This window comes from Desulfospira joergensenii DSM 10085, assembly GCF_000420085.1.
GTDB lineage: Bacteria > Desulfobacterota > Desulfobacteria > Desulfobacterales > Desulfobacteraceae > Desulfospira > Desulfospira joergensenii.
Map to the genome: position 1 here is coordinate 998127 of NZ_ATUG01000002.1, position 21087 is coordinate 1019213.

Genomic DNA, 21087 nt, shown 5'->3' on the forward strand with positions numbered 1-21087 from the left:
AAAGCCGAAAGTCAAAAGTCAGAAAATACATCTGCAATAAATAGTTGACCCGGGAAAAAATTCATAGTCTTTTTTTCATCCTTTTATTTCGGGCCCAGGTTGAACAGGATGTCGTTTTCCAGGTAGACCTGCTCCAGCTGCTCCTGGTATTCCCTGAGATCGTCTCCTCTTTTGCTGGCCACTTCCTGAACAATATACTGGATTACGGCCAGCATGCCCGAGACATTCCCGATAAAGGGGATGGATTTGGCCGGTACCACCAGGGAGAGGTGGGCAAAGGGGATCACCGGGGAAATATTGGAATCGGTCAGGGCCAGGAGGGTGTGGCCGCAGCGCCGGATCATCTTGCTCAGCTTGATAAGCTCATTGGGATACCGGGTGGTGGCCGTGAGAACAACCAGGCTCTGGGCCGGTGCATTGGTCAGCATATCCATGGCCGTGGAGTCGCTTCCCTTGACGATGTGGATGCCTTTTCTGACCTTGGTCAGGGACCAGCCCAGATAGTAGGCAAAGGTATAGGAGAGCCGGGAGCCGGTGACGTAGACCGCAGGGCTCTTATCCAGGTGATCTACAAATTGGTTCATGACTTCCACGTCGATGTGCTCATAAAGGTGTTTCAGGTTGGCCAGTTCCTCCAGGATTCCCCTCTGGAGACGGTCCAGGCCGTGTTCCTTGATGCCCTTGATATCCACCCGGTCGGGCAGAGACATGCCGGTATTGAGAAAATCTTTCAGTGCATCCTGGAAATCGGAATACCCCTTGTACCCCAGGGTGGAGACAAACCTGACCACGGTGGCCTCGCTGGTTTCACAGGCTTCGGCCAGTTCCTTGGTGGTCATGAATACGGCCTTGGAGGGGTTCTGGATAATATAATTGCCCAGGGTCTGGGCCTTGGGGGTCAGGCTGTCCAGCTTGAGGGCAATGTCGCTGATGACCGGATGTGATGCTAAATCATTCATTCTAAAGGTCTCTTTTTGTTCATGTTCTTTCAAACGCCTTTGTCAGGAGTTTGTGATATCTAATTACTTAATTTTATTGAAATTTAATACGGGCAATTTTTTTTGTCAAGGACTTATGAAAGAAAAACATTCATTTTTTAAAAAAGTTCTTGACACCGTTTCTTTCATGGCGTATTCAGAAACTGGATAAATACTAAACCCAAAATCCATAAGCTAAGAGAAGGCCAATGTTTTTGAAAAGCAAACCCATGTGGGGAGAAAAAACCAAACTTAAGTCAAGTTATGATGTGGTTATCATCGGAGGCGGGCTTCACAGCCTTGCTACCGCTTATTATCTGGCCAAGGACCATGGCATCACCGACATAGCGATTATAGAGAAGAACTATATCGGCTACGGCGGTGCAGGAAGAAACACCGCCATTGTCCGTGCCAATCAGCGGACCCAGTACAACGTGCCTCTGTATAAGGAGGCCCTGGACCTCTGGCCGGTTCTTACCAAGGAACTGAACTATAACCTGATGTTCAATAACTGCGGGAACCTCAATTTGATGCATTCCGAGGCGGCCATGAAAGCGGCCCGGATGACCATTGCCACGGCCCAGTTCCATGGAGTTGAGTCCCATCTCATCGATGCCAAGGAGGCCAAGGAACTGGTGCCTGCCCTGAACATTTCCGAGGATATCACCTTTCCCATCCACGGGGCCATGTTCCATCCCCCCGGGGGTGTGGTCCGCCATGACGCCGTGGTCTGGGGCCTGGCCAAGGGCTGCGCCAAGCTGGGGGTTGAAATTCACCAGCAGACCGAAGCCACAGGCATCGGCACCAAGAACGGCAAGGTAACCTCCGTGACCACGGACAAGGGGCTGATCCACTGCAAACAGGCCCTGATCTCCGCCGGCGGATACTCCGCCGCTCTGATCAACGGATTCCTGGGGATACGACTGCCCATCTCCGTCCTGACCATCCAGGCCATGGTAACCCAGCCTTTGAAACCCATTCTGGACCACGTGGTCTCTTCCGGAGCCTACCATTGCTATGCCAACCAGACCCTGAAAGGGGAGATTGCCACCGGCGCCCATATGGATCAGTGGCCCAACTACACCACCCTGAACACGGCCCACTATATCAAGCACCAGGCCGAGGCCCTGTCTGAATTCCTGCCTGCCCTGCGGGGGCTGCGCTTCATGAGAATCTGGGGGGGGCTGGCCGATATGACTCCGGACATGGCTCCCATCATGGACGGAAACGATCAGTATGAAGGGTTCTTCATGGATTGCGGATGGGGATATTTCGGATTCAAATCCTGTTCTGCCGTGGGCAAGTACATGGCTGAGTTTATGGCCAAAAACGAGTGTCCCGACATGCTCAAACCCTTTGCGCTGAAACGGTACCAGGAACACAAACTCATGGGCGAGACCGCTGCTCTGGTCAACTACACACCGGACAATTAAAAAAGGCTGAAGGCTGAAGACTGGAGGCGGATAGGGGATTGATAACCTTTAACCTAAAACCCTTCAGACTAAAACCCTGAATAGCTAATCATTAGAGGAGAAAAGAGAATGGCTTTAACCATAACATGTCCGGTCTGTGGAAAGAGAAACGGATATGAATTCAGATACGGCGGAGAAGAAAAGGGGCCCAGACCCGAGGAAGAAGGCATGACGCCGGAAACCTGGTGCGATTACGTGCATATGAACAAGTGCGTGGCCGGGGTCCAGCAGGAGTGGTGGTTTCATAAAGACGGCTGCGGCTCCTGGTTCACCATTTACCGGGATACCACCACAAACCTTGAAAAGGAAGAAGCGGAGGCAAACAAATGATGAACAGGCTCAATCATCTGCCTACACTGAGAATTGATTCAAGTGAAAAGATTCCTTTTACCTATAAAGGCAAGATTTATAACGGAATCAAAGGAGATACCATTGCGTCGGCACTCTACGCCAATGGGATCAGAATATACTCAAGAAGTTTAAAGTACCACCGGCCCAGGGGGCTCTACAGCCTGGACGGTGAATGCTCCAATGCCATGATGGAAGTGGACGGAATTCCCAATGTCAGGACCGAAACCACCTATCTGAAATCCGGGATGGTACTCAAGGAACAGAACGTCAAAGGCTCAGCCGACAAAGACCTCATGGGATTCATGGATAAACTGGACTGGGCCATGCCCGCCGGTTTCTACTATAACACCATGCACAAGCCCGCCAAGATCTGGCCCGTTGCCATGAAGCAGATCCGCAAGGCAGCCGGTCTGGGCAAGCTGTCTCCGGACTTCAGAATGCCGGGCCGGTTTGACGAGATCTTCCCCACAACCGATGTCTGCGTCCTGGGCGGCGGGCCTGCCGGCATGACTGCAGCCCTGGCAGCTGCGGAAAAGGGTCTGAGGGTCATCCTCATGGAATCCCGGCCCTGGCTGGGGGGCAACTTTGAATACCGGTCCGCCAAGTACAAGGACAGCCTGACCTATCACGCCCGGGCCGAGCAGCTGGCCAAGGATGTGGAATCCAAGCCCAATATCCGGGTGTTCAAGCACACCTCCATGGTGGGTGCCTATAACAACAATCTGATCACCGGGTTCCAGGTGGGCAAAGAAAGCGATCCCTTTGACGAGCGCTATATCGAAATCCGGGCCAACGCCGTTGTCGTGGCCACCGGATGCATTGAGCGCCCCCTGATTTTTGACAACAATGAAAGACCGGGTGTCATGCAGATCAATGCCGCCCTGCGCCTGGCAAACACCTACGGAATCATGCCCGGGAAAAAGGCCGTGTTCAGCATCGGCCATGATCTGGGTCTGGAAGCCGCCGTTACCCTTTATGACCTGGGGCTTGCCATCGAGTGCGTGGCCGATGTCCGGGAAGACGGTCAGGATGAAGCCCTGGTCAAGGCGGTCCGGGACAGGAAAATGACCCTGCTCCGGGGCTGGGTTGCTGCCGAAGCCCACGGCATGAAAACCGTGAAAAGGGTGACCCTCACCAGTCTTGACGGAATGACCACCAAAAGCCTTGACTGTGACGTTCTGGTGGCCTCCGCCGGTATGACCCCGGTGACCGGGGCCCTCACCGTTGCCCAGGCCAAGCTCAAATATGACAACCATACCGGTTTTTTCCTGCCCGTGGATCTGCCCAAAAAGATGCATGCCGCAGGCCGGATGCTGGGACTGGACTCCGGGCTGGCCATTGAAGCCTCAGGCCGTCTGGCAGGACTCCAGGCCGCCTTTGACTGTGAGAACGCCTCCATCGCGGAAATCGGCGAGGCCAAAAAGGCCCTGGAGAATCTTCCCGGACCTGCAAGGGGTTCCAAGCTCATCACCGCACCGGTGAAGGGACGGAAGAGCTTTATCTGTTTTGATGAAGATACCACCATCAAGAATATCAAACAGTCCATTGACAAGGGATTTGATGTTCCCGAACTGATCAAGCGCTTTTCCGGCGCAGGACTGGGACCGGGCCAGGGCGGAATCCCCGGCCACAACCTGCCCCTGTTTGCGGCCAAATATCAGGCCCTGTCAGATGTGTCCATCCGGCCCACAACGGTCCGGCCTCCTCTGGTCCCCACCATGATCTCCACTTATGCAGGCTCCAACCATAAGATGTTCAAGATTACACCCATGGATGAGATGCAGCGGAAGGACGGCGGGATCTTCAGGAACATCGGCGTATGGCAGCGGGCCCGTTATTTCAGCGACGATTTTACCTGTAAAAAGGAAATCGAGAATGTCAGAAACAACGTCGGCATACTGGACGGATCCACCCTGGGCAAGTTCCGGATTCACGGACCCGACGCCCTCAAGGCCCTGCAGCGGGTCTACGTGTCCGACATGAGCAAGGTTAAGGAAGGGCGGATCAAATACTCTGCCATGTGCAACGACGACGGCTGCGTCATTGATGACGGGGTTGTGGTCAAACTGGGCGAGAACGACTATTACTTCACCACATCCACCGGCCGTGCCGGTCAGACCGTGGAGTGGATCCGGTACCATACCCGGTACGACGGATGGGGTTTTGCCCTGGTCAACCTCACCGACTCCATGGGCGTCATCAACCTGTCCGGGCCTAACGCCAGAAAGGTTCTGGAAAAGGTCGTGGACATTGACGTGTCCAACGAGGGATTCGGTTTTTCCGAATACAAGGAGTTCAAGATCCAGGATACCATCCCGGTTAAGGCCATGCGCCTGGGCTTTGTCGGGGAACTCTCCTATGAACTTCACGTACCCGGCTCGTATATGAAGACGGTATGGCTCATGCTCAAGGAAGCGGGCAAGGAGTTCAAGATCCAGAATTTCGGGGTGGAAGCCCAGAACGTTCTGCGTATGGAAAAATGCCATATCATCCTGGGGCAGGAGTCTGAACAGCGGACCAACCTTCTGGATGTGGGCCTGGGTTTCCTCTGGGCCCGCAAGAAAGCCGAAGCCAAAACCGTGGGTGCGGTTGCCCTTCGCCAGGCTGAAAATGATCCCAGCCGTCTGACCCTTGTGGGTGTTGAAATGGAAGGCAATGGCAGGGCCGCAAGAGACGGTGCCCTGGTAGTGGATGAAAAGGTCCGTGGTTACATCGCCACCATGCGGGACAGTGTTACATTGGGTAAAGGCATAGGCATGGCCCTGGTGGAAAAACACATGGCCAAGATCGGGACCCGGCTCACCATCTTTGAGGATGAGTGCAACGGCGAACTGATTTACGGCAAGATTGTGAAGATGCCTTTTTATGATCCTGAAGGCAAACGGATGAAAATGTAAGGGAAATATCATGAATGAGATAAAAAGATACTCACCGGTTGTGTTAAAGGCAACCCCCCTCAAATCAGAGGTCAGGGACAATTGGAATGTTGTCCTGGAATACCATGGAGAAGGTCAGGGCCCTTATATCGTGGACTTAAGCCATCGGACCCGGCTGGACCTCCAGTCCCCGGACCTGGCATCCAAAAAACCCTTTGGGATCAGCGTTCCTGAAGTGCCCTGCCAGTCGGTCCTGGAAAAGGGAATCCTGGTCAACAGGATGAACCGTACCCAGACTTCCATCTACAACCTGGCTTCCCAAGGCATGGAAATGCCGGCAGAGGCTGAATACACCGATGTAACGGAAAATACCGTTTTTGTGGCCATCATGGGTGAGGCTGTTTTTTCCATCTGCGAAAAACTCTCTGCCCTGGATTTCATGGACCCGCAGAAACAGGCCCCATTTCTCTACCAGGGCCCCTTTTCCCATGTTCCCTGCCAGATCGTGACCCTGAGCCGGGACAAGGAAAAATCCGGAGTGGTTCTGACCTGCTCCAGGGGATATGGAAGAGACATGATCCATTCCATTATGGATGCCGGTGCCGAGTTTGGTCTTAAGCCTGCCGGTGAAACCCGGTTTGTCGAGTGGATTAAGAGTTTATAAGCAAGGAATCGTTAACGGTCGACAGGGGCGGAGTTTAAGTGAAACAGCGCTTTGTAAACCGTGATCTGAAGACCGTTAACTGCCAATTAAATGAGGAGATAAAACCATGACCAAAAAATACGATGCCATTATCATTGGTGCCGGTGTGATCGGAACCCCCATTGCCTACGAACTGTGCAAAATGGGCTATAAAACCCTGAACGTGGACAAGGTGGCCGATGCCGGTGAAGGCTCCACCGCGGGTTCATGCGCCATTGTCCGGGCCCATTACTCCACCGAGGACGGGGTGGCCCTGGCCTACGAAGGATTCAAATACTGGCTGGACTGGGAAAATTACCTGGACAACGTCAAGGATGAAAAAGGCCTTGCCAAGTATATGAATACCGGGTCCATCCTGATCAAATCCGAAGGCCATGACTGGCGCAAGGTAAAAAAACATTATGATGCCATTGGTGTCAAGTACGAAGAATGGGATAACGACACCATCAAGTCAAAGGTTCCCGTAGCCGATCTCCATAAAAACTGGCCGGTCCGCCGCCCTGAAGATCCCAAGTTCTACGACGAGCCCACCGAGATGCTGGAAGGTGCTCTTTTCTGCCCCGAGGGCGGCTATGTAAACGATCCTGCCCTGTCTGCCCACAACATCATGAGGGCGGCCGAAGCCAAGGGCGGAGAATTCATATTCAACGCAGAAGTCGTGGATATCCGCAGCGAGAACAACAAGGTAAAGGGCATCACCCTTAAAGACGGCACCCAGATCGATGCAGATATCGTCGTCAACGTGGGCGGTCCCCATTCCTACAAGGTCACCCAGATGGCCGACGGCGCCTGGGAAGGATGCAATATCAAAACCAAGGCCCTGCGCCACGAGGTCATGTACTGCCCCTCTCCGGACGGGTATGACTATCTCAACGACGGATACCACATGTCCGACGGAGACGTGGGGTGCTACACCCGCCCTGAAGTCGGCAATATGTTCCTGATCGGTTCCGAAGATCCGGAATGTGATCCCCGGGAAATTGTAGATCCGGATGCTTTCTATGCCGGTAAAGGCGGACACGGCAAGGATAACGTCCTGACCGACGAACAATGGAAAGCCCAGTGCTATAGATGGGCCAAACGGGTTCCCTCCCTCCAGGTGCCCAACCAGCCCAAGGGTGTGGTGGATCTCTACGACATCTCCGATGACTGGATCCCCATCTACGACAAATCCGATCTGGACGGATTCTACCTGGCCATCGGAACTTCGGGTAACCAGTACAAGAATGCCCCGGTTGTCGGCCGGATGATGGCGGAACTGATCGACGCATGTGAGAAGGGCCTGGATCATGACAAGGAGCCTTTCCAGTATGACTTCAAGTATCTCACACGGACCATCAACGTTGGCTTTTTCTCCAGAAAAAGGGAGATCAACAAGGATTCCAGCTTCTCCGTTAACGGATAAGCATAGATCAAAATAGTTTTTGTACTCTTAAAAGGGCAGTGTCCGGGTGGTAAACCTGCGCTGCCCTTTTTATTAAGGCAAAAGGCTAAAAGCCAAAAGCCTAAAGTCAATTGGAGATAATGCGAAGTCCTGACAAAGGGCTTTTCCGGAAAAGAATGTGGAAAAGCAGGGGTGAAAAATGCTAAAAGAAAGAATAATCGGAGTTGTTAGTATCAACCTTTTTCATTCCGGGCTTTTGCCTTTTGGCTTTCGACTGTAAGCTCGAAACAAAGTGGAATAAGAAAATGCAAATATACGTATGTATCAAACACGTACCCGATTCTGCGGCCAATATTTCCATTAGGGATCGGGTGTCCATAGACGAAAATGTGGCCTTTCTTATAAATCCCTATGACGAACACGGGATAAGCGAGGCGGTCAGATTGAAGGAGCAGTTTCCCGGCTCGGAAATCATTGCCCTATGCCTGGGGAAAAAGGATGCGGAAAAAACCATCCGCTCAGCCATGGCCATGGGCGCAGACCGGGGGATCCTGGTGGAAACGGATGCCGTTCCCGACGCCATGATCACGGCCCGGGTCCTCAAGGCAGCCATGGAAGAGGACGGACAGCCCGGTATTATTTTTACGGGCAAGGAGTCCATTGACAGGGAAGGCATGCAGACCATGTTCCGCCTGGGGGCTTTGTTTGATTTTCCCGTGGCCAACAACGTGGTGGGCCTGGAGATCCAGGAGAACCGGGCCCGGGTGACCTATGAGATGGGCGGGGGCCAGACCCGGGTCTGCGACATGTCCATGCCCTGCGTCATCGGGGCGGGCCGGGGACTGAATACCCCGGGCTATCCCACATTCCCGGACGTGGTCAAGGCCAGGAAAAAACCGGTTAAATTTATAGACATGGACAGCCTGGCTGTTGAGCCGTCCAAAGGAAGCCTCCGGGTCAAGGAACTTGAGCCTTTTGTCCAGGACAGGACGCCCAAAGAGATCAAGGGTTCTCCGTCTGAAATTGCACAGACCATTTTTACCATTCTCAAAGAGGAGGCAAAGGTTATTTAATGAAAAATATCGGAATCCTCATTGAAATGGATAATAATGAAATCAAGGCCACCAATGCAGGGGTCATCACCCTGGCCGGGAAAAGTCAGGAAAATCTGACCGCCCTGGTCCTCCATGGGGGAGAATCGTCAGGGGACCCGGGTGAAATGACAGAATTCCTCGGCAGATACGGGATTTCAAGAATTATAGAGGTTTTCCTGCCCTTGGATCCTGAAATCTGCTTTAACCCGGTTGTCAGGGCCGGGGTGGTGGTTTCCGTCCTGGAGGAATACGGGATAGATACCCTCCTGGGATTGTCCGGCGGAGAGGGAAAAGATATGCTCCCCAGGATCGCGGCCCAAATGGACGCTCCCCTGGTGATGGACTGCGTGGACCTGGACCTGAAAGAGAACATCGGCATCACCTCCCAGTATTCCGGAAAGACCCTTGCCAGGATCGAGGTCACGGGAGACAGGAGGGTCTTCGGGATCCGGCCCAACAGCATTTCCCCCCGGGAAAATCCCCAGTCTCCTGAGGTGGTGAAGATGAGCCCGGATCCGGCAGAGCCGGACAATTTCAGAATCATTCCCGGGGAAATTACAGATTCAGATTCAGACCAGGTCAGCCTGGCCGAGGCAGACATCATCATTGCCGGAGGCCGGGGCATGAAGTCCGAAGACAACTTTAAGATTTTATTTGAGTGTGCCCAAAAGCTGAAAGGGGGAGTGGGCGCCTCCAGGGTGGCCGTGGACAACGGCTGGATTCCCTATGCCCACCAGGTGGGGCAGACCGGGGAAAAGGTCTCTCCCTCGGTCTATATCGCCTGCGGCATTTCCGGCTCAATCCAGCATTTTGCCGGGATGAAGACCGCCAAGATGATCATCGCCGTAAATCAGGATGAAAAATCCGCCATTGTGGCGAACTCTGATTATTACATCATCGGGGATCTGTTTGAGATCATCCCTGAACTGATCCGGATATTATGAATAAATTATCCAAGGGAAACGCAAAGAAGTTTTTATTCGACCTGGACAATGCCAATTTCCTGGCCGTATTTGACGAGTACAGCGACGGGGTCATGATCACCAATACCGACGGGGTAATTGTCTATTACAACCAGGCCATGTCCCGTATCGACGAGCTGGATCCTGAAAACGTCATCCTGACCCGGGTGACCGATGTCTACGACCTGGATGATGAAACCAGCATCATCATGCAGTGCCTGGCTAAGGGCAGTCCCATTGTTGACCAGCCCATCTACTACCGGACCCGGATGGGCAAATTCGCCAATACCATTCACTCGGTTTTTCCGGTGTTCAACCGGAACCGGATGGTGGGCGCTGTCTGCTTTATCCGGGACTACAATGTCCTGACCGAAACCCTGGCCACCATGCATCTGCCGGAAAGCCAGAAACGGATCCCGGGTCATGAGATCAGTTTTGAGAGCATCATCGGCCAGGATCCGTCCTTCAGGGACGCCCTGAACGCGGCCCGCATGGCCGCTTCCACCCCGTCCCCGGTCATGCTCTACGGAGAAACCGGAACCGGCAAGGAGCTCTTTGCCAGGGCCATTCACAACCACAGTCCCCGGTATGAAAAAAAATATACCCCGGTCAATTGTGCCGCCATCCCGGAAAACCTTTTGGAGGGGATATTGTTCGGGACCTCAAAAGGGGCCTTCACAGGCTCCATCAACAAGGCCGGGCTCTTTGAGAGAACCAGCCAGGGCACCATTTTTCTGGATGAGATCAACTCCATGCCCGTGGGCCTCCAGAGCAAGATCCTGAGAATTGTCCAGGAGGGCAAGGTCAGGCGGGTAGGGGCCCTTAAAGAGATAAAATTTGATGTCAAGATCATCTCTTCCGTAAACCAGGATCCCCATACCTCCATCACGGACGGAAGCCTGCGTTCCGACCTTTTCTACCGCCTGGGCGTGGTCTTCATCCACATCGTGCCCCTGCGAAAGCGCCTGGGAGATCTGGAACTTCTGGTCCGCCATTTTATCACCAAGCACAATAAGCTGCTGTACAAGCAGGTGGCCGGAGTGGAAAAAGAGGTTATGGAGATGTTCCGTCAATATCACTGGCCGGGCAATGTCAGGGAACTGGAGCACGTGATCGAAGGGGCCATGAACATTATCGGGAACAAGGACCGGATCGGGACTGCCAACCTCCAGCCCCATTTTTCCAACTGGTTTTCCAGCCGCAGAAGCCCGGGACCGAGGCCGTCTCCGGGAATAGCGATCAATCCGGCAACCCCGGAAGATGCAGGGGACGGCGGCCTGATTCTCAACAAGCAGGAACACGAAAAGAAGATGATCGCCCAGGCCCTGGGCCAGCACCGGGGAAACATCACCCGGGCTGCCGACAAGCTCGGAATCTCACGCCAGCTCCTCTATTATAAGATGAAAAAATTTCAGTTTACCCGGGAAAATTTCCAATAGTCGTCCCAAAACCGTTCTATTCCTTTGGTTGACAGATTTCAGCATCCGTGATTGGGTAGGGGGTAAATCATGGCCCTAGATTTCCGGAGAATTTAAATTGCAGGCAAAAAAACAGGCGGGACCGGTTCTCTTTTTCTGGATCCTTTTTGCATATATTGGGTTTATTTCCGGGCAAGGGCCTGCCAGGGCCGAAGAATTTCATGAGCCCCGTCATCTTCTTTTGCTCAACTCCTATAACCAGCGGATGAGCTGGGTAAAGGATATTGTCTTGGCCGTTGAAGATGTCCTTGACCCGGACAACAACAATATCCTCCTTCACATCGACAACATGGATGCCAAGCAGTTCCACGGTCCGGATTATTTTGAGGCCTATAAGTCCTATTTGCGGGTCAAGTACGGGAATAGCCGTTTCTCCCTGGTTTTATCCTCTGACAACCATGCCTTTGATTTTCTTCTCAAATACCGGGAAGAGCTTTTCCCAGGCGTTCCCGTGGTGTTCTGCGGGGTCAATGACTTCAGGCCGGATTTGATAAAAGGGGTGAACAAATTTACCGGCGTGGCCGAGGTGTTTTCCGCCAGAAAAACCGTTGAGCTGGCCCTGGCCCTTCACCCCGGTACAGAGGAGATCTTTATTATCAACGATTTTCTTGAAACCGGCAGGGCCTGGCAGAGGGACATTGACACGGCTCTGGAGGGGCTAAAAAAGAGAACCCGGATCACCTACTCGGAAAATCTTCCCATCCGGGAGCTTATGGAAAAAATCACCCATCTTGATGACCATGCCCTTGTCCTCCTGGGGGTCTATTTTGCCGACAGAGACGGAAGATATTTTACCTATGAGAAAATCGGGGAGATGATTGCCGGTGCCAGCCGGGTCCCGGTCTATTGTCTGCTGGAATTCAACATGGGCAAAGGAGTGGTGGGCGGCGAGGTCATCAGCGGGTATCACCAGGGAGAGGCCATGGCCGGAATGGCCCAAAAGATACTGGCCGGAGAAGATCCGGAAAAGATTCCGGTATTGCAGAAAGGGGCCAACCAAATCATTTTCGACTTTACCCAATTAAAACGCTTTGGCCTGAATCCGTCCCGGCTTCCGCCGGAGGCCCTGATCATCAACCAGCCCTTTTCTCTGTTCCAGGAGTATAAAAAGGAGATTCTGGTGGTCGCCGTTCTGATGGCTGTTTTGATATCTACCATCGGTATTCTGATTGTAAATATATTCAGACGGATCCGGGCGGAAAAACAGGTGAGAAAGAATGAGGAAAAATACCGGAGAATCTTTGAAAATTCCGTGGTCGGGTTTTTCCAGAGTTCGCCCGGGGGCAAACTGATCAGTGTTAACCCGGCCTTTGCCGGGATGCTGGGGTATGACTCTCCGGAGGATATGATTGCCTCTATTGCAGATCTGGAAACCGATCTCTACCTGAAGGTTGAAGACCGGCAGACCTATCAGGAGATTTTGCAGCGTGAGGGCAGGGTGGACGGATTTGAATATCCGGTCAAGTGCAAGGACGGCTCGGCAATCTGGCTTTCAAACAGCACCCGGGCCTATTTTGACGATAAGGGAAAGCCGGTCACCTATGAGGGGGTGGTCAAGGATATTACCGGAATCAAACTGGCCCAAAAGGAAAAGGCAGAAGCCGAGCAGAAACTGATGCAGGCCCGTAAGATGGAAGCCATTGGAACGCTTTCCGGGGGAGTAGCACACGAATTCAACAACCTTCTGGGAATCATTCTTGGAAATGCCGAACTGGCAGCGGACGACACCCCTGAAGAAAACCCGGTCCGGCCCTATCTGTCGGAAATCGGAAAAGCCTGCCTCCGGGGGAAAAAAATCGTCGGTCAGCTGCTCAGTTTTGTCCGGAACCCCCGGACCAGCCAGAAACCCATTGATATCGGTAAGGTGACTGCGGAATCCTTCCATTTTTTAAAGGCATCCCTGCCCCCTTCAATAGAATGCAGGATGAATCTGCCTGAAAAGTCCATGGCGATCCTGGGGGATTCCACCGAGATTCACCAGGTGATCATCAATCTGTGCAACAATGCCGCCCACTCCATGGAGGGCCGGGCCGGGATTTTATCCCTGACCCTGGAAGAAAGATTCCTGGAGAAGACCGAATCCTTTTATGATCAGGAACTGGAGCCGGGCCGGTACGGAGTTATCAAGGTAGCGGATACCGGGGAAGGCATTGAACCCCATCGCCTGGACAAGATCTTTGATCCCTTTTATACCACCAAAGAGGTGGACAAGGGGTCGGGTCTCGGGCTCTCTGTGGTGCTTGGCATTATAAAAGGCCATAGAGGCGGAATCCGGATCATGAGCCGTCCCGGCCATGGGACCGAGGTGGAATGCTGTTTTCCCCTGATAGAGGAGCGTGTGTCCGAATCCCGGGCTGAAAAGGCTGAACTCCGGGGAGGAAACGAGAGGATCCTTTTCGTTGACGACGAGGCCGCCGTTGTCACTATCGGTAAAACCAGCCTGGAAAGAGTCGGGTATACGGTTTTTACCCAGACCGATCCCTTAATGGCCGTTGAGGCGGTTCGAAAGGATCCCCAGGGATTTGACCTTGTGATTACGGATCTGTCCATGCCCGGGATGAACGGCCAAAGCCTCATATCTATGGTAAACAAGATCCGGCCGGATCTGAAAACCATTGTCTGCACCGGATTTCATGACAGGCTCGAGGCAGTCGGGAAAGAAAACCTAGGGGCAAACGCCCTGCTGATGAAGCCAATCAGGCAGGAGGACTTGAGGAAAAGCGTCCGCATGGTTCTGGACGGCAAAGGCCGGTAAATCAGATCCGGGTTTCAGAAATTTGACGGGGGGCGCGTTGCCCCCCGTTTTTTATCTTTGCCTAGATCTGGAATTTCTCGGTCATGGCCCTTAACTGGTTCATGACCTGGGCCAGGGTCTCTGCTTTTTCCTTGACCTGGGATGAGAATTCATTGATCTGCTGGGAAGCCTCAAGCACATCACTGATCTCCGTGGCCACCTGGCTGGAAACGCTTGAGCTCTGGGCCACGTTTTCATTGACCTCCTGGATCCCCTGGGAAACCTGGTTGATATTGACGGCGATCTCGCTGGTTGTGGAGGACTGGGCTTCAATGGCCTCGGCAGATTCATTCACAAAACTGTTGATCTTGTCGATGATTCCGGAAATATTCTGAATTTCAGTGACAGCCCCGCCGATCTGGGCCTGGATCTCCTGGATATTCCGGGTGATGTCTTCCGTGGCTCCGGCGGTCTGGCTGGCCAGATCCTTGATCTCGGTGGCCACCACGGCAAAGCCTTTGCCCGCCTCTCCTGCCCGAGCCGCTTCAATGGTGGCGTTCAATGCCAGCAGATTGATCTGGGAGGAGATGTTGGTGATGGTGTCTGTAACCTTGTTGATCTCTTCGGCTGCTTTTCCGAGCTGCTGTACCCGTTCAGAGGTCTGGCCGGCCTGTTCAACCGCCGCACTGGTGATCTCCCGGGTATCGTTTGAATTCTGGGCCACCTGCTCAAGGTTCTTCTTCATCTGGTTGGTGCCTTCGGCCACGGTTTCCACATTGGTGCTGGCCTCTTCCATGGCCGCGGCCACGGAGTCCATATTCACGCTCATCTCCTCTGCGGCCGATGCTACGGTATTGACCTTGCTCACGCTGGTCTCGGCTCCGGTGCTCATCTGTTCGGAAATATGGTTCAATTCCCCGGAGGCCGAGCTCAGGGTGTCCACACCGGAATTCAGGTTCCGGATCATGTCTGCCAGGCCCTCCACCATTTCGTTCATGGAATCAACGGTATCGTGGATGGCATCCTTTGCCTCATAGGTAAAACTGTGCTTGAAGTTCCCCTTGGCCACTTCCTTGGCCAGGGTGGCCATGCCGTTCATGTTTTTCATGAGCTGACGGTTCATGATCCCGATGATCAGGATGCCGATGGCCAGGGCAATGATCCCGCTTAACCCTGAACTGGTCAGGATCTGCTTGTTGATGCCCGACATGAGTTCGGCCTCGGATACGGCAACGGTGAAGTACATGTCCCAAGGTTTGAAATAATTGACAAATCCGTAATAGGTCTGGTTTTCATGTTCATAGGAGATAAAACCGGTTTTGGTCGTGAGAATGTTTTTCCCTCCCTTGAAATCCTTTACGTTCAGCTTGGCATAGGCCGGGTCGGGGTGGGTCAGGATTTTGCCGTCTCCATCGCAGATAAAAGAGTAGCCATTCCCGTTCACGTTGACTTTTTTCACCATACCTTCAAGATTCTGGGTCAAAATTTTCCGGGAGATACCAAAGGCTCCTGCCATGACGTCTTCCAGTTCATCCCTGAAGGGAGAGAGCCCGTAAAGGGTTTTATCCCTGCCGGATCCGCTTAAAAAGGAGATCGGCTTTTCAGCGACTATGGATTTGTACTGCTTGGTATCCGAGGAGTAAAATCCTCCTATGGGCCGGGTCTCATCCTGGTTTTTTACATTGGTGGAGACCTTGATCAGTTTTTCTTCGAAGAGTTGGAAAAACATGATTTCCGAATCACTGAATTTCCCCACCTTATCAACGAGTTCGTATTCCCCAGTGACGAAGCTGAGGCCGAAGATCAGTTTGGGTATGGTGACCTTTGATTTATCCTTGGTCTTGAAGTCGAAGATCTCCATATCCACCTCTTGGGATTGCACGACCGAGGCTTTCCCCGAACTGCTGGATTCGGTGAAAAGCATTCCAAGATCCGAGTCGAGTTTGTTCTTCTGCAGGTTGTGCTGGATTTCCACGGTCTTGAGAAGGACATCGGAAACGCTCTGGATTCCGGCCTTGCCTTTTGCAAGAAAGGTGGTTTTGGTCTGGTAAAAATTAACTGCTGCAATAATGATGATGGTCAGCAGAATAATTCCTATGGAGGAAATATATAATTTTTTCCCAAATCCTACTTTTCCCATGAAACCTCCCTATTCGGTAAATTCAATTAATATTAAAGGAGTGAATAGTTGGGAATCCGTGTTTTGTCAATAGAAATAGGCGAAAATAATGCCTAACCCTGCTAAAATAAGCAGAATTTTATCTGTTTATGACCTTTGGAAACAGCTTTCTAATAATCCCTTCGGAATTTTATCGATTCTTTTCCTGCGAAAAATCGACGGAGTAAATTCCAGCCCGAGGCGGGCCGGCCAGGTGATTTCAGAGGGATCGGGGTCCCGGGGTCTTCTAAAGGAAACCTAAAATTTTTTGATTTCCTCGATCAGGGAAAAGCTGATCACCTGGTTCAGATTTACATAGACCCGGCTCCTGTTGGGCTTGACACCTGTCTGCCGGCTTTCAAATACGTAGAGATCCTTGGACGTGGATGTGTCTGAACTGTCATGAACGTCTGCGTTCTTGAGAATGGCAGATTCATCGGTCACATTTTCAAGGGTTCCCAGATAGACCCAGGAGGACCGGGTATCCAGGACAATTTGCCTGCCCAGGTATTTTTCCAGATCTTCTTTCACGTCACCTTAGCTCATCCATAAAATCGATCGAAACATGGTTATAATAGCCATTTTATCAGGGAATCCACTACGGTAATCAAAAAAGCAGCCATAAAAGTGGTGAAAAAATCCTTGATCTGAAAATCTTCGATGATCCTGTCCGTGAGCCACAGCATAAATGCATTGATCACCAGTTTGAACAGTCCGAAGGTGATGACGATAAAGGGCAGGGACAGGATGATAAGGACCCAGCCCAGGAAAAAATTGATCAGAGAGTAGACAATCGCCACAACAATGGCAGTTACATAGTTTTTAATTTGAATGCCGGGCAGAATCTGGGAGACCAGGAATACAGCGGCACTGAGAATCAGAAGGTTGATGAGCATGGTTTTATTCCTTTTATTTTAATATACGGTTCTGGTTGATTTTTACGTTTTTGAGAAGGAATGGTCAAGTTCTGATTTCCCGATATCCATACTCCTTCTTGACAAAATTTCCTCTACCATCCTACAGTCTGTATTCAAAGACAAAAAGGCTTCCCATGTCTATCTTGCGTCCGAATACATATCCAAGACCCGGCCGGCGGGTCGCAGCAGCACTTTTGCTGGTTCTGTTTTCCTGCCCCTTTTTATATGCCCGGGAGATTTTCCTGCAGAAGGCAAAGTCCTATACCGGAAAAGAAGAGGTCATTGGATGGGTGATGAGTGAAAAGCTGGATGGGATCCGGGGATACTGGAACGGAAGACAGCTGCTGACCCGAAAGGGATTGTCTTTGAGCCCCCCGTCATGGTTCATTCAGAATTTTCCACCCTTTGAACTTGACGGAGAGCTCTGGAGTAAACGCGGAGATTTTGAATTTATCCAGTCTGTGGCGCTGGATAAAGAGCCGGGGGATGGGTGGAAAAGGATCACCTATAATATCTTTGAAGTTCCCAATCAGAAAGGCCGGTTTTTGTCCCGGCTCAAAAAGGCGGCCACCTGGTTTAAATCCCATCCAAATCCCCATGTCCGGATCATTCCCCAGACGACCATTAAGGAGGAGGCGGATCTGCACCGCTTCTTCAGTGAAGTGGAATCAAAAGGCGGAGAGGGAATCATTATTAAGGATCCTGAGATGGTCTATCACACCGGGCGAAGTCCCCATGTACTGAAAGTCAAGCGGGCCCGGGATATGGAAGGGGTTGTCATCGGGATCAACCAGGGAAAGGGAAAATACAAGTCTGTCATGGGGTCCCTTACCCTGAAATTGAAAAACGGGGTCATTTTCAAACTGGGGACCGGGTTTACAGACCGGGACCGCAGCAACCCGCCCCCGGTGGGGACCGTAGTTACATTCAAATACCACGGATTCAGTAAAAACGGGATCCCCAGGTTTGCCAGTTTTTTACGGATGAGGCTCGATTAAATTAAATTTTCTGGATAGAAATTTTGCCTTTTTCAGACCCGGCAAGAGTTCTATTCTTGGTCTGTCCGGACAGCATCAGGGAGAAGATTGTTTAAAGGGATGGAGAAACCGGCTGCCTCATATAGATCTCTCAGCCTGAGGAGATCCTTTTCAAGGCTTTCCCCGGGCTGGATCCGCCCGATCCACCGCGTTCTTTTCCTCTCGTTATCCAGGTACCAGCAGATGATCGGGACATCGGCCGCTTTGGCAATATACCAGAATCCGGTTTTGATGGACCCTACTTTTTTCCGGGTGCCTTCGGGTACCAGGGCCAGAACCAGCTTTTCTCTTTTATCAAATTCCTTTGCCACGTTTTGGACAAATCCGCTGGACTTGTCCCTTTTCACGGGCATGCCCCCCAGGCTCTTCAGGAGAATGGACATGGGAAAGAAAAACCATTCCGCCTTGACCAGGAGCCGGGCCCGGACCTTTGCGATTTTGATATAGGTCAGGGCCCTTACCGTATCCATGTTTTTGGTATGGGGAAATCCGATGACCACGCATTTGTCGGTCCAGTAATCCGGCAGGTTGTCATAGCTCCATCCCATGGCGCGGTACAAAAGGCGCCCTAATATACTGAGGATAATTTTCATCTCTTTCCTTTATTACGGATGGATTCCGCGGAGTTTCTTTTCTGTCGGATTTGATCCGACGATTTAAGATGGACCATGGATGATCTTCACCCTTCCCACCAGGCCGTTTTCCAGCCGGACTTTTATCCCGTGGGGATGGGAGGATGATTTGGTCAGCAGGGTTTTTACAATTCCCCGGGTCAGTTTTCCGGTTCTCTGGTCCTGCTTCAGTACAATGGACACTTCCTGCCCGGGCCTGATGTCCGCCCGTTTTTGTCCGTCTGACATTTTAAATTCCTTCTTCAAACAGCATTAAACTCTGTGCCGGTCTTCTAATAGTGCGGCGGCTTTTCATCGGCCGGCCCTTCAATCCCTGAAACCATCTTGGCCTGCTCATTGAAAAGTTTTGTCAGCTTTTTATAACCGGCCTCAAGCTTTTCAATGACTTTTTGCTGCTCGCAGACCACATCATTCAGATCCTTAATGATCTTTTCCTGGTATGCCAGTTTGGTCTCCATATCGATCAGACGGTTTTCATCCAAGTCAGCTTCCTCCGGTTTCTTTAAAAAAGGTATATTAAACGATCCTGGACTGCCGATCAATACTTCATGGCAGGATATAAAATTTTTATCCTTTTTGCCAATCCTGTAAAGTCTGTTTGCTGTGTCTATTGTACGGATTTCGGGGGCTAATCCCGATTTGACCGGAACCATTGGCGATGCCATCCTCATTACCCCCATCGCATCTGCCCTGTCCATCGTTACCATTTCCATGGCGATTCTGTTTCTGAAGGAAAAGATATCCAGACTGCAGGGGATCGGCATCGGAACCGCGGTTGCCGGTATTGTTTTGGCCGGTTTGTAACCATTGGCCTTTTGGAACATTTTGAATCAAGGTCTCCTGAGTAGAATTGAAAAAGAGGCTGCCGCAAAGCCCGGAAATGAGAATGGCAAATCAAGCTCTCTTTTCTGTCTGGGAAACAGTTTCAGCGGTGTTGTTCAATATTGTTAATCAAGCCGCAAGCAAGTCTTCTGTAAGGGGTTTTATACGATCGATCATGGATTTTTGAGGGAGCTATTCCGGAGGCCGAAGGGGAATCGGTCGGCACCCCCAGCCGGCTGCGAATTGTCATGATGTTTATGCAACCTTGGGGTTCAGTATCCCTTTATCAAGGTCTGCAGGAAATCGATGAGCCGGCTTTTGTCGGTGAATTTTTGGATCACCGCTTTGTGGGTGACGTACAGGTCATCCCTGAAATTTCGGATGACATTGCTGTTTTCGGTGGCAAATCCGACGAAGCGGCCGGAATGGTGTGAAGCGGAAGGGTGCGGCGGAAGATAGGTCATCAGCAATTTGTCCCCGGAGCCGTCGGCCTCACCCGACTCCTTCAGGACCATCATGAAAGTGGGGCAGTCACAGGTGATATGGGCGTTGAAATTTTCGTAATTCTTCAAATGCCAAATCAGGTTTTCAATATGCCGGCAGCGCCATTCAAGTTCTGTCTTATCCGTGCAATTGTGAATATATTCTTCGAGACAGGTCTTGCAGATATACTGGTTTACCTTGAAACGGGTTAGGTTGCGGGTCAGGTGACGTTTTCTTTCCCGGCCGATGGACTCGATCAGTTCAGGATAGATCGGATGGGCTTCGGCAAAAAAACGCTCGGTATAGCTGGGATGTCCTTCGGCTCTGATGGAATGGGTGGGCCGGGAACTTACGACCGTCAGATTGCCGGGAATGCGCTCCGCGGAAAGCATCATCAGGTCCAGGGTGAAGCGATCCCGGACAGGAAGCATGGCCTGGGAAAATTTGCTCTGGCCGGAGGTCTCGATAAAAACGGGGATATCATCGGAAGAGAGGGCGGTCCGCTCAAAATCGTTCAGGAGCCGGTCGATTTCATGCAGGCCTAAATTCAGGGCAACAGACAGTGAAATCAACTTTGTCCGGGAAACATTGACGATGTTTCCGTTTTCAAGGTCCCGGATATAGGTATTGGAAATACCGGAGATGGATGCCACCTGGTTCCGGGGCATCTGGCTGGCGTTGAGCAGTTCCCGGATGCGGGCCGACCGCTTTTCCTGGCGTCTGTTCCTGAGGTTTTCTAAATCCATGGATCTCTTTATTCCCTTAACTTTAATTCTGCCCGGGCCCTGGATTGAAAATCTTCCCCTCTTTAGCGACGACCCGTTATTAGTTAATCAAATAAATATATAGATGTAAATATTTTTATTATGATCTTAAAATATATTGTTGATGTTATTTTTGGTTGCATTAAAAATAATATTTTAACTATTTGATTTTTAAATATTATTATAGATATATATAAAATATTTTATGTGCTTTATATAAATATTAAACGCATTTAATATTTT

Annotated in this window: 19 protein-coding genes; 11 read left to right on the forward strand and 8 right to left on the reverse strand. The window is 51.5% G+C overall.

Annotated elements, in window-relative coordinates:
• Positions 1-83 precede the first annotated feature (83 nt).
• Positions 84-959, reverse strand: a complete 876-nt coding sequence (locus F608_RS0116970; protein ID WP_022666850.1) for a MurR/RpiR family transcriptional regulator — start codon at positions 957-959, stop codon at positions 84-86.
• Between the two features lie 227 nt (positions 960-1186).
• Here F608_RS0116970 and F608_RS0116975 point away from each other — a divergent pair, with 227 nt between their 5' ends.
• The 9 genes from F608_RS0116975 to F608_RS0117015 all read left to right on the forward strand — a co-directional run bounded on the left by F608_RS0116975 (position 1187) and on the right by F608_RS0117015 (position 14052).
• Positions 1187-2410: an FAD-dependent oxidoreductase gene (locus F608_RS0116975; protein ID WP_022666852.1), complete on the forward strand. Its 1224-nt coding sequence runs from the start codon at positions 1187-1189 to the stop codon at positions 2408-2410.
• Positions 2411-2518: 108 nt separating this feature from the next.
• Positions 2519-2779: a sarcosine oxidase subunit delta gene (locus F608_RS0116980; RefSeq protein WP_022666853.1), complete on the forward strand. Its 261-nt coding sequence runs from the start codon at positions 2519-2521 to the stop codon at positions 2777-2779.
• Positions 2776-5697 (forward strand): 2Fe-2S iron-sulfur cluster-binding protein, encoded by a 2922-nt coding sequence (locus F608_RS0116985; RefSeq protein WP_022666854.1) that lies wholly within the window; start codon positions 2776-2778, stop codon positions 5695-5697. Before F608_RS0116980 ends, F608_RS0116985 begins: the two co-directional genes overlap by 4 nt.
• A 10-nt stretch (positions 5698-5707) precedes the next feature.
• A complete protein-coding gene (locus F608_RS0116990; RefSeq protein WP_022666855.1) occupies positions 5708-6340 on the forward strand; it encodes a hypothetical protein in 633 nt (210 codons plus the stop codon).
• Positions 6341-6446: 106 nt separating this feature from the next.
• Positions 6447-7784, forward strand: a complete 1338-nt coding sequence (locus F608_RS0116995) for an NAD(P)/FAD-dependent oxidoreductase (protein WP_022666856.1) — start codon at positions 6447-6449, stop codon at positions 7782-7784.
• A 284-nt stretch (positions 7785-8068) separates the two neighbouring features.
• On the forward strand, positions 8069-8836 hold the full coding sequence (locus tag F608_RS0117000) for an electron transfer flavoprotein subunit beta/FixA family protein (RefSeq protein ID WP_022666857.1): 768 nt from the start codon (positions 8069-8071) through the stop codon (positions 8834-8836).
• Entirely contained in the window at positions 8836-9801 is a 966-nt protein-coding gene (locus F608_RS32380; RefSeq protein ID WP_022666859.1) for an electron transfer flavoprotein subunit alpha/FixB family protein, read from the forward strand. The genes F608_RS0117000 and F608_RS32380 overlap by 1 nt, the downstream gene beginning before the upstream one ends.
• A complete protein-coding gene (locus F608_RS0117010; RefSeq protein ID WP_022666860.1) occupies positions 9798-11258 on the forward strand; it encodes a sigma-54 interaction domain-containing protein in 1461 nt (486 codons plus the stop codon). The genes F608_RS32380 and F608_RS0117010 overlap by 4 nt, the downstream gene beginning before the upstream one ends.
• 97 nt (positions 11259-11355) lie before the next feature.
• Positions 11356-14052: a hybrid sensor histidine kinase/response regulator gene (locus F608_RS0117015; protein WP_022666861.1), complete on the forward strand. Its 2697-nt coding sequence runs from the start codon at positions 11356-11358 to the stop codon at positions 14050-14052.
• A gap of 61 nt (positions 14053-14113) precedes the next feature.
• Here F608_RS0117015 and F608_RS34995 read toward each other — a convergent pair whose 3' ends face one another.
• The 3 genes from F608_RS34995 to F608_RS0117030 all read right to left on the reverse strand — a co-directional run bounded on the left by F608_RS34995 (position 14114) and on the right by F608_RS0117030 (position 17085).
• On the reverse strand, positions 14114-16171 hold the full coding sequence (locus F608_RS34995; protein WP_022666862.1) for a methyl-accepting chemotaxis protein: 2058 nt from the start codon (positions 16169-16171) through the stop codon (positions 14114-14116).
• 276 nt (positions 16172-16447) lie between these two features.
• Entirely contained in the window at positions 16448-16720 is a 273-nt protein-coding gene (locus F608_RS0117025) for a hypothetical protein (RefSeq protein ID WP_022666863.1), read from the reverse strand.
• 38 nt (positions 16721-16758) lie between these two features.
• Entirely contained in the window at positions 16759-17085 is a 327-nt protein-coding gene (locus F608_RS0117030; protein WP_022666864.1) for a phage holin family protein, read from the reverse strand.
• Positions 17086-17300: 215 nt separating this feature from the next.
• Here F608_RS0117030 and F608_RS0117035 point away from each other — a divergent pair, with 215 nt between their 5' ends.
• The gene (locus tag F608_RS0117035; RefSeq protein WP_022666865.1) at positions 17301-18104 is read left to right on the forward strand and encodes a DNA ligase; all 804 of its coding nucleotides are present in this window, start codon (positions 17301-17303) and stop codon (positions 18102-18104) included.
• A gap of 50 nt (positions 18105-18154) precedes the next feature.
• Here F608_RS0117035 and F608_RS0117040 read toward each other — a convergent pair whose 3' ends face one another.
• The 3 genes from F608_RS0117040 to F608_RS36490 form a co-directional block, all read right to left on the reverse strand.
• A complete protein-coding gene (locus F608_RS0117040) occupies positions 18155-18736 on the reverse strand; it encodes a 1-acyl-sn-glycerol-3-phosphate acyltransferase (protein WP_022666866.1) in 582 nt (193 codons plus the stop codon).
• Between the two features lie 63 nt (positions 18737-18799).
• A complete protein-coding gene (locus F608_RS0117045; protein ID WP_022666867.1) occupies positions 18800-19003 on the reverse strand; it encodes a YwbE family protein in 204 nt (67 codons plus the stop codon).
• A 44-nt stretch (positions 19004-19047) separates the two neighbouring features.
• Positions 19048-19257 carry a SlyX family protein gene (locus tag F608_RS36490; protein ID WP_027362848.1) on the reverse strand — a complete coding sequence of 70 codons (210 nt, stop codon included), beginning with the start codon at positions 19255-19257 and terminating at the stop codon, positions 19048-19050.
• A gap of 157 nt (positions 19258-19414) precedes the next feature.
• Here F608_RS36490 and F608_RS36495 point away from each other — a divergent pair, with 157 nt between their 5' ends.
• A complete protein-coding gene (locus F608_RS36495; RefSeq protein ID WP_022666869.1) occupies positions 19415-19579 on the forward strand; it encodes a hypothetical protein in 165 nt (54 codons plus the stop codon).
• A 290-nt stretch (positions 19580-19869) separates the two neighbouring features.
• Here the strand turns inward: F608_RS36495 and F608_RS0117060 are convergent, their stop codons facing one another.
• Positions 19870-20826, reverse strand: a complete 957-nt coding sequence (locus F608_RS0117060) for a helix-turn-helix domain-containing protein (RefSeq protein WP_022666870.1) — start codon at positions 20824-20826, stop codon at positions 19870-19872.
• Positions 20827-21087 lie beyond the last annotated feature (261 nt).

What these genes read in the sequence shown, in the direction of transcription:
- F608_RS0116970 (WP_022666850.1), bottom strand. Translation starts at nt 959, where the DNA reads ATGAATGATTTAGCATCACATCCGGTCATCAGCGACATTGCCCTCAAG.
- F608_RS0116975 (WP_022666852.1), top strand. Translation starts at nt 1,187, where the DNA reads ATGTTTTTGAAAAGCAAACCCATGTGGGGAGAAAAAACCAAACTTAAG.
- F608_RS0116980 (WP_022666853.1), top strand. Translation starts at nt 2,519, where the DNA reads ATGGCTTTAACCATAACATGTCCGGTCTGTGGAAAGAGAAACGGATAT.
- F608_RS0116985 (WP_022666854.1), top strand. Translation starts at nt 2,776, where the DNA reads ATGATGAACAGGCTCAATCATCTGCCTACACTGAGAATTGATTCAAGT.
- F608_RS0116990 (WP_022666855.1), top strand. Translation starts at nt 5,708, where the DNA reads ATGAATGAGATAAAAAGATACTCACCGGTTGTGTTAAAGGCAACCCCC.
- F608_RS0116995 (WP_022666856.1), top strand. Translation starts at nt 6,447, where the DNA reads ATGACCAAAAAATACGATGCCATTATCATTGGTGCCGGTGTGATCGGA.
- F608_RS0117000 (WP_022666857.1), top strand. Translation starts at nt 8,069, where the DNA reads ATGCAAATATACGTATGTATCAAACACGTACCCGATTCTGCGGCCAAT.
- F608_RS32380 (WP_022666859.1), top strand. Translation starts at nt 8,836, where the DNA reads ATGAAAAATATCGGAATCCTCATTGAAATGGATAATAATGAAATCAAG.
- F608_RS0117010 (WP_022666860.1), top strand. Translation starts at nt 9,798, where the DNA reads ATGAATAAATTATCCAAGGGAAACGCAAAGAAGTTTTTATTCGACCTG.
- F608_RS34995 (WP_022666862.1), bottom strand. Translation starts at nt 16,171, where the DNA reads ATGGGAAAAGTAGGATTTGGGAAAAAATTATATATTTCCTCCATAGGA.
- F608_RS0117030 (WP_022666864.1), bottom strand. Translation starts at nt 17,085, where the DNA reads ATGCTCATCAACCTTCTGATTCTCAGTGCCGCTGTATTCCTGGTCTCC.
- F608_RS0117040 (WP_022666866.1), bottom strand. Translation starts at nt 18,736, where the DNA reads ATGAAAATTATCCTCAGTATATTAGGGCGCCTTTTGTACCGCGCCATG.
- F608_RS0117045 (WP_022666867.1), bottom strand. Translation starts at nt 19,003, where the DNA reads ATGTCAGACGGACAAAAACGGGCGGACATCAGGCCCGGGCAGGAAGTG.
- F608_RS0117060 (WP_022666870.1), bottom strand. Translation starts at nt 20,826, where the DNA reads ATGGATTTAGAAAACCTCAGGAACAGACGCCAGGAAAAGCGGTCGGCC.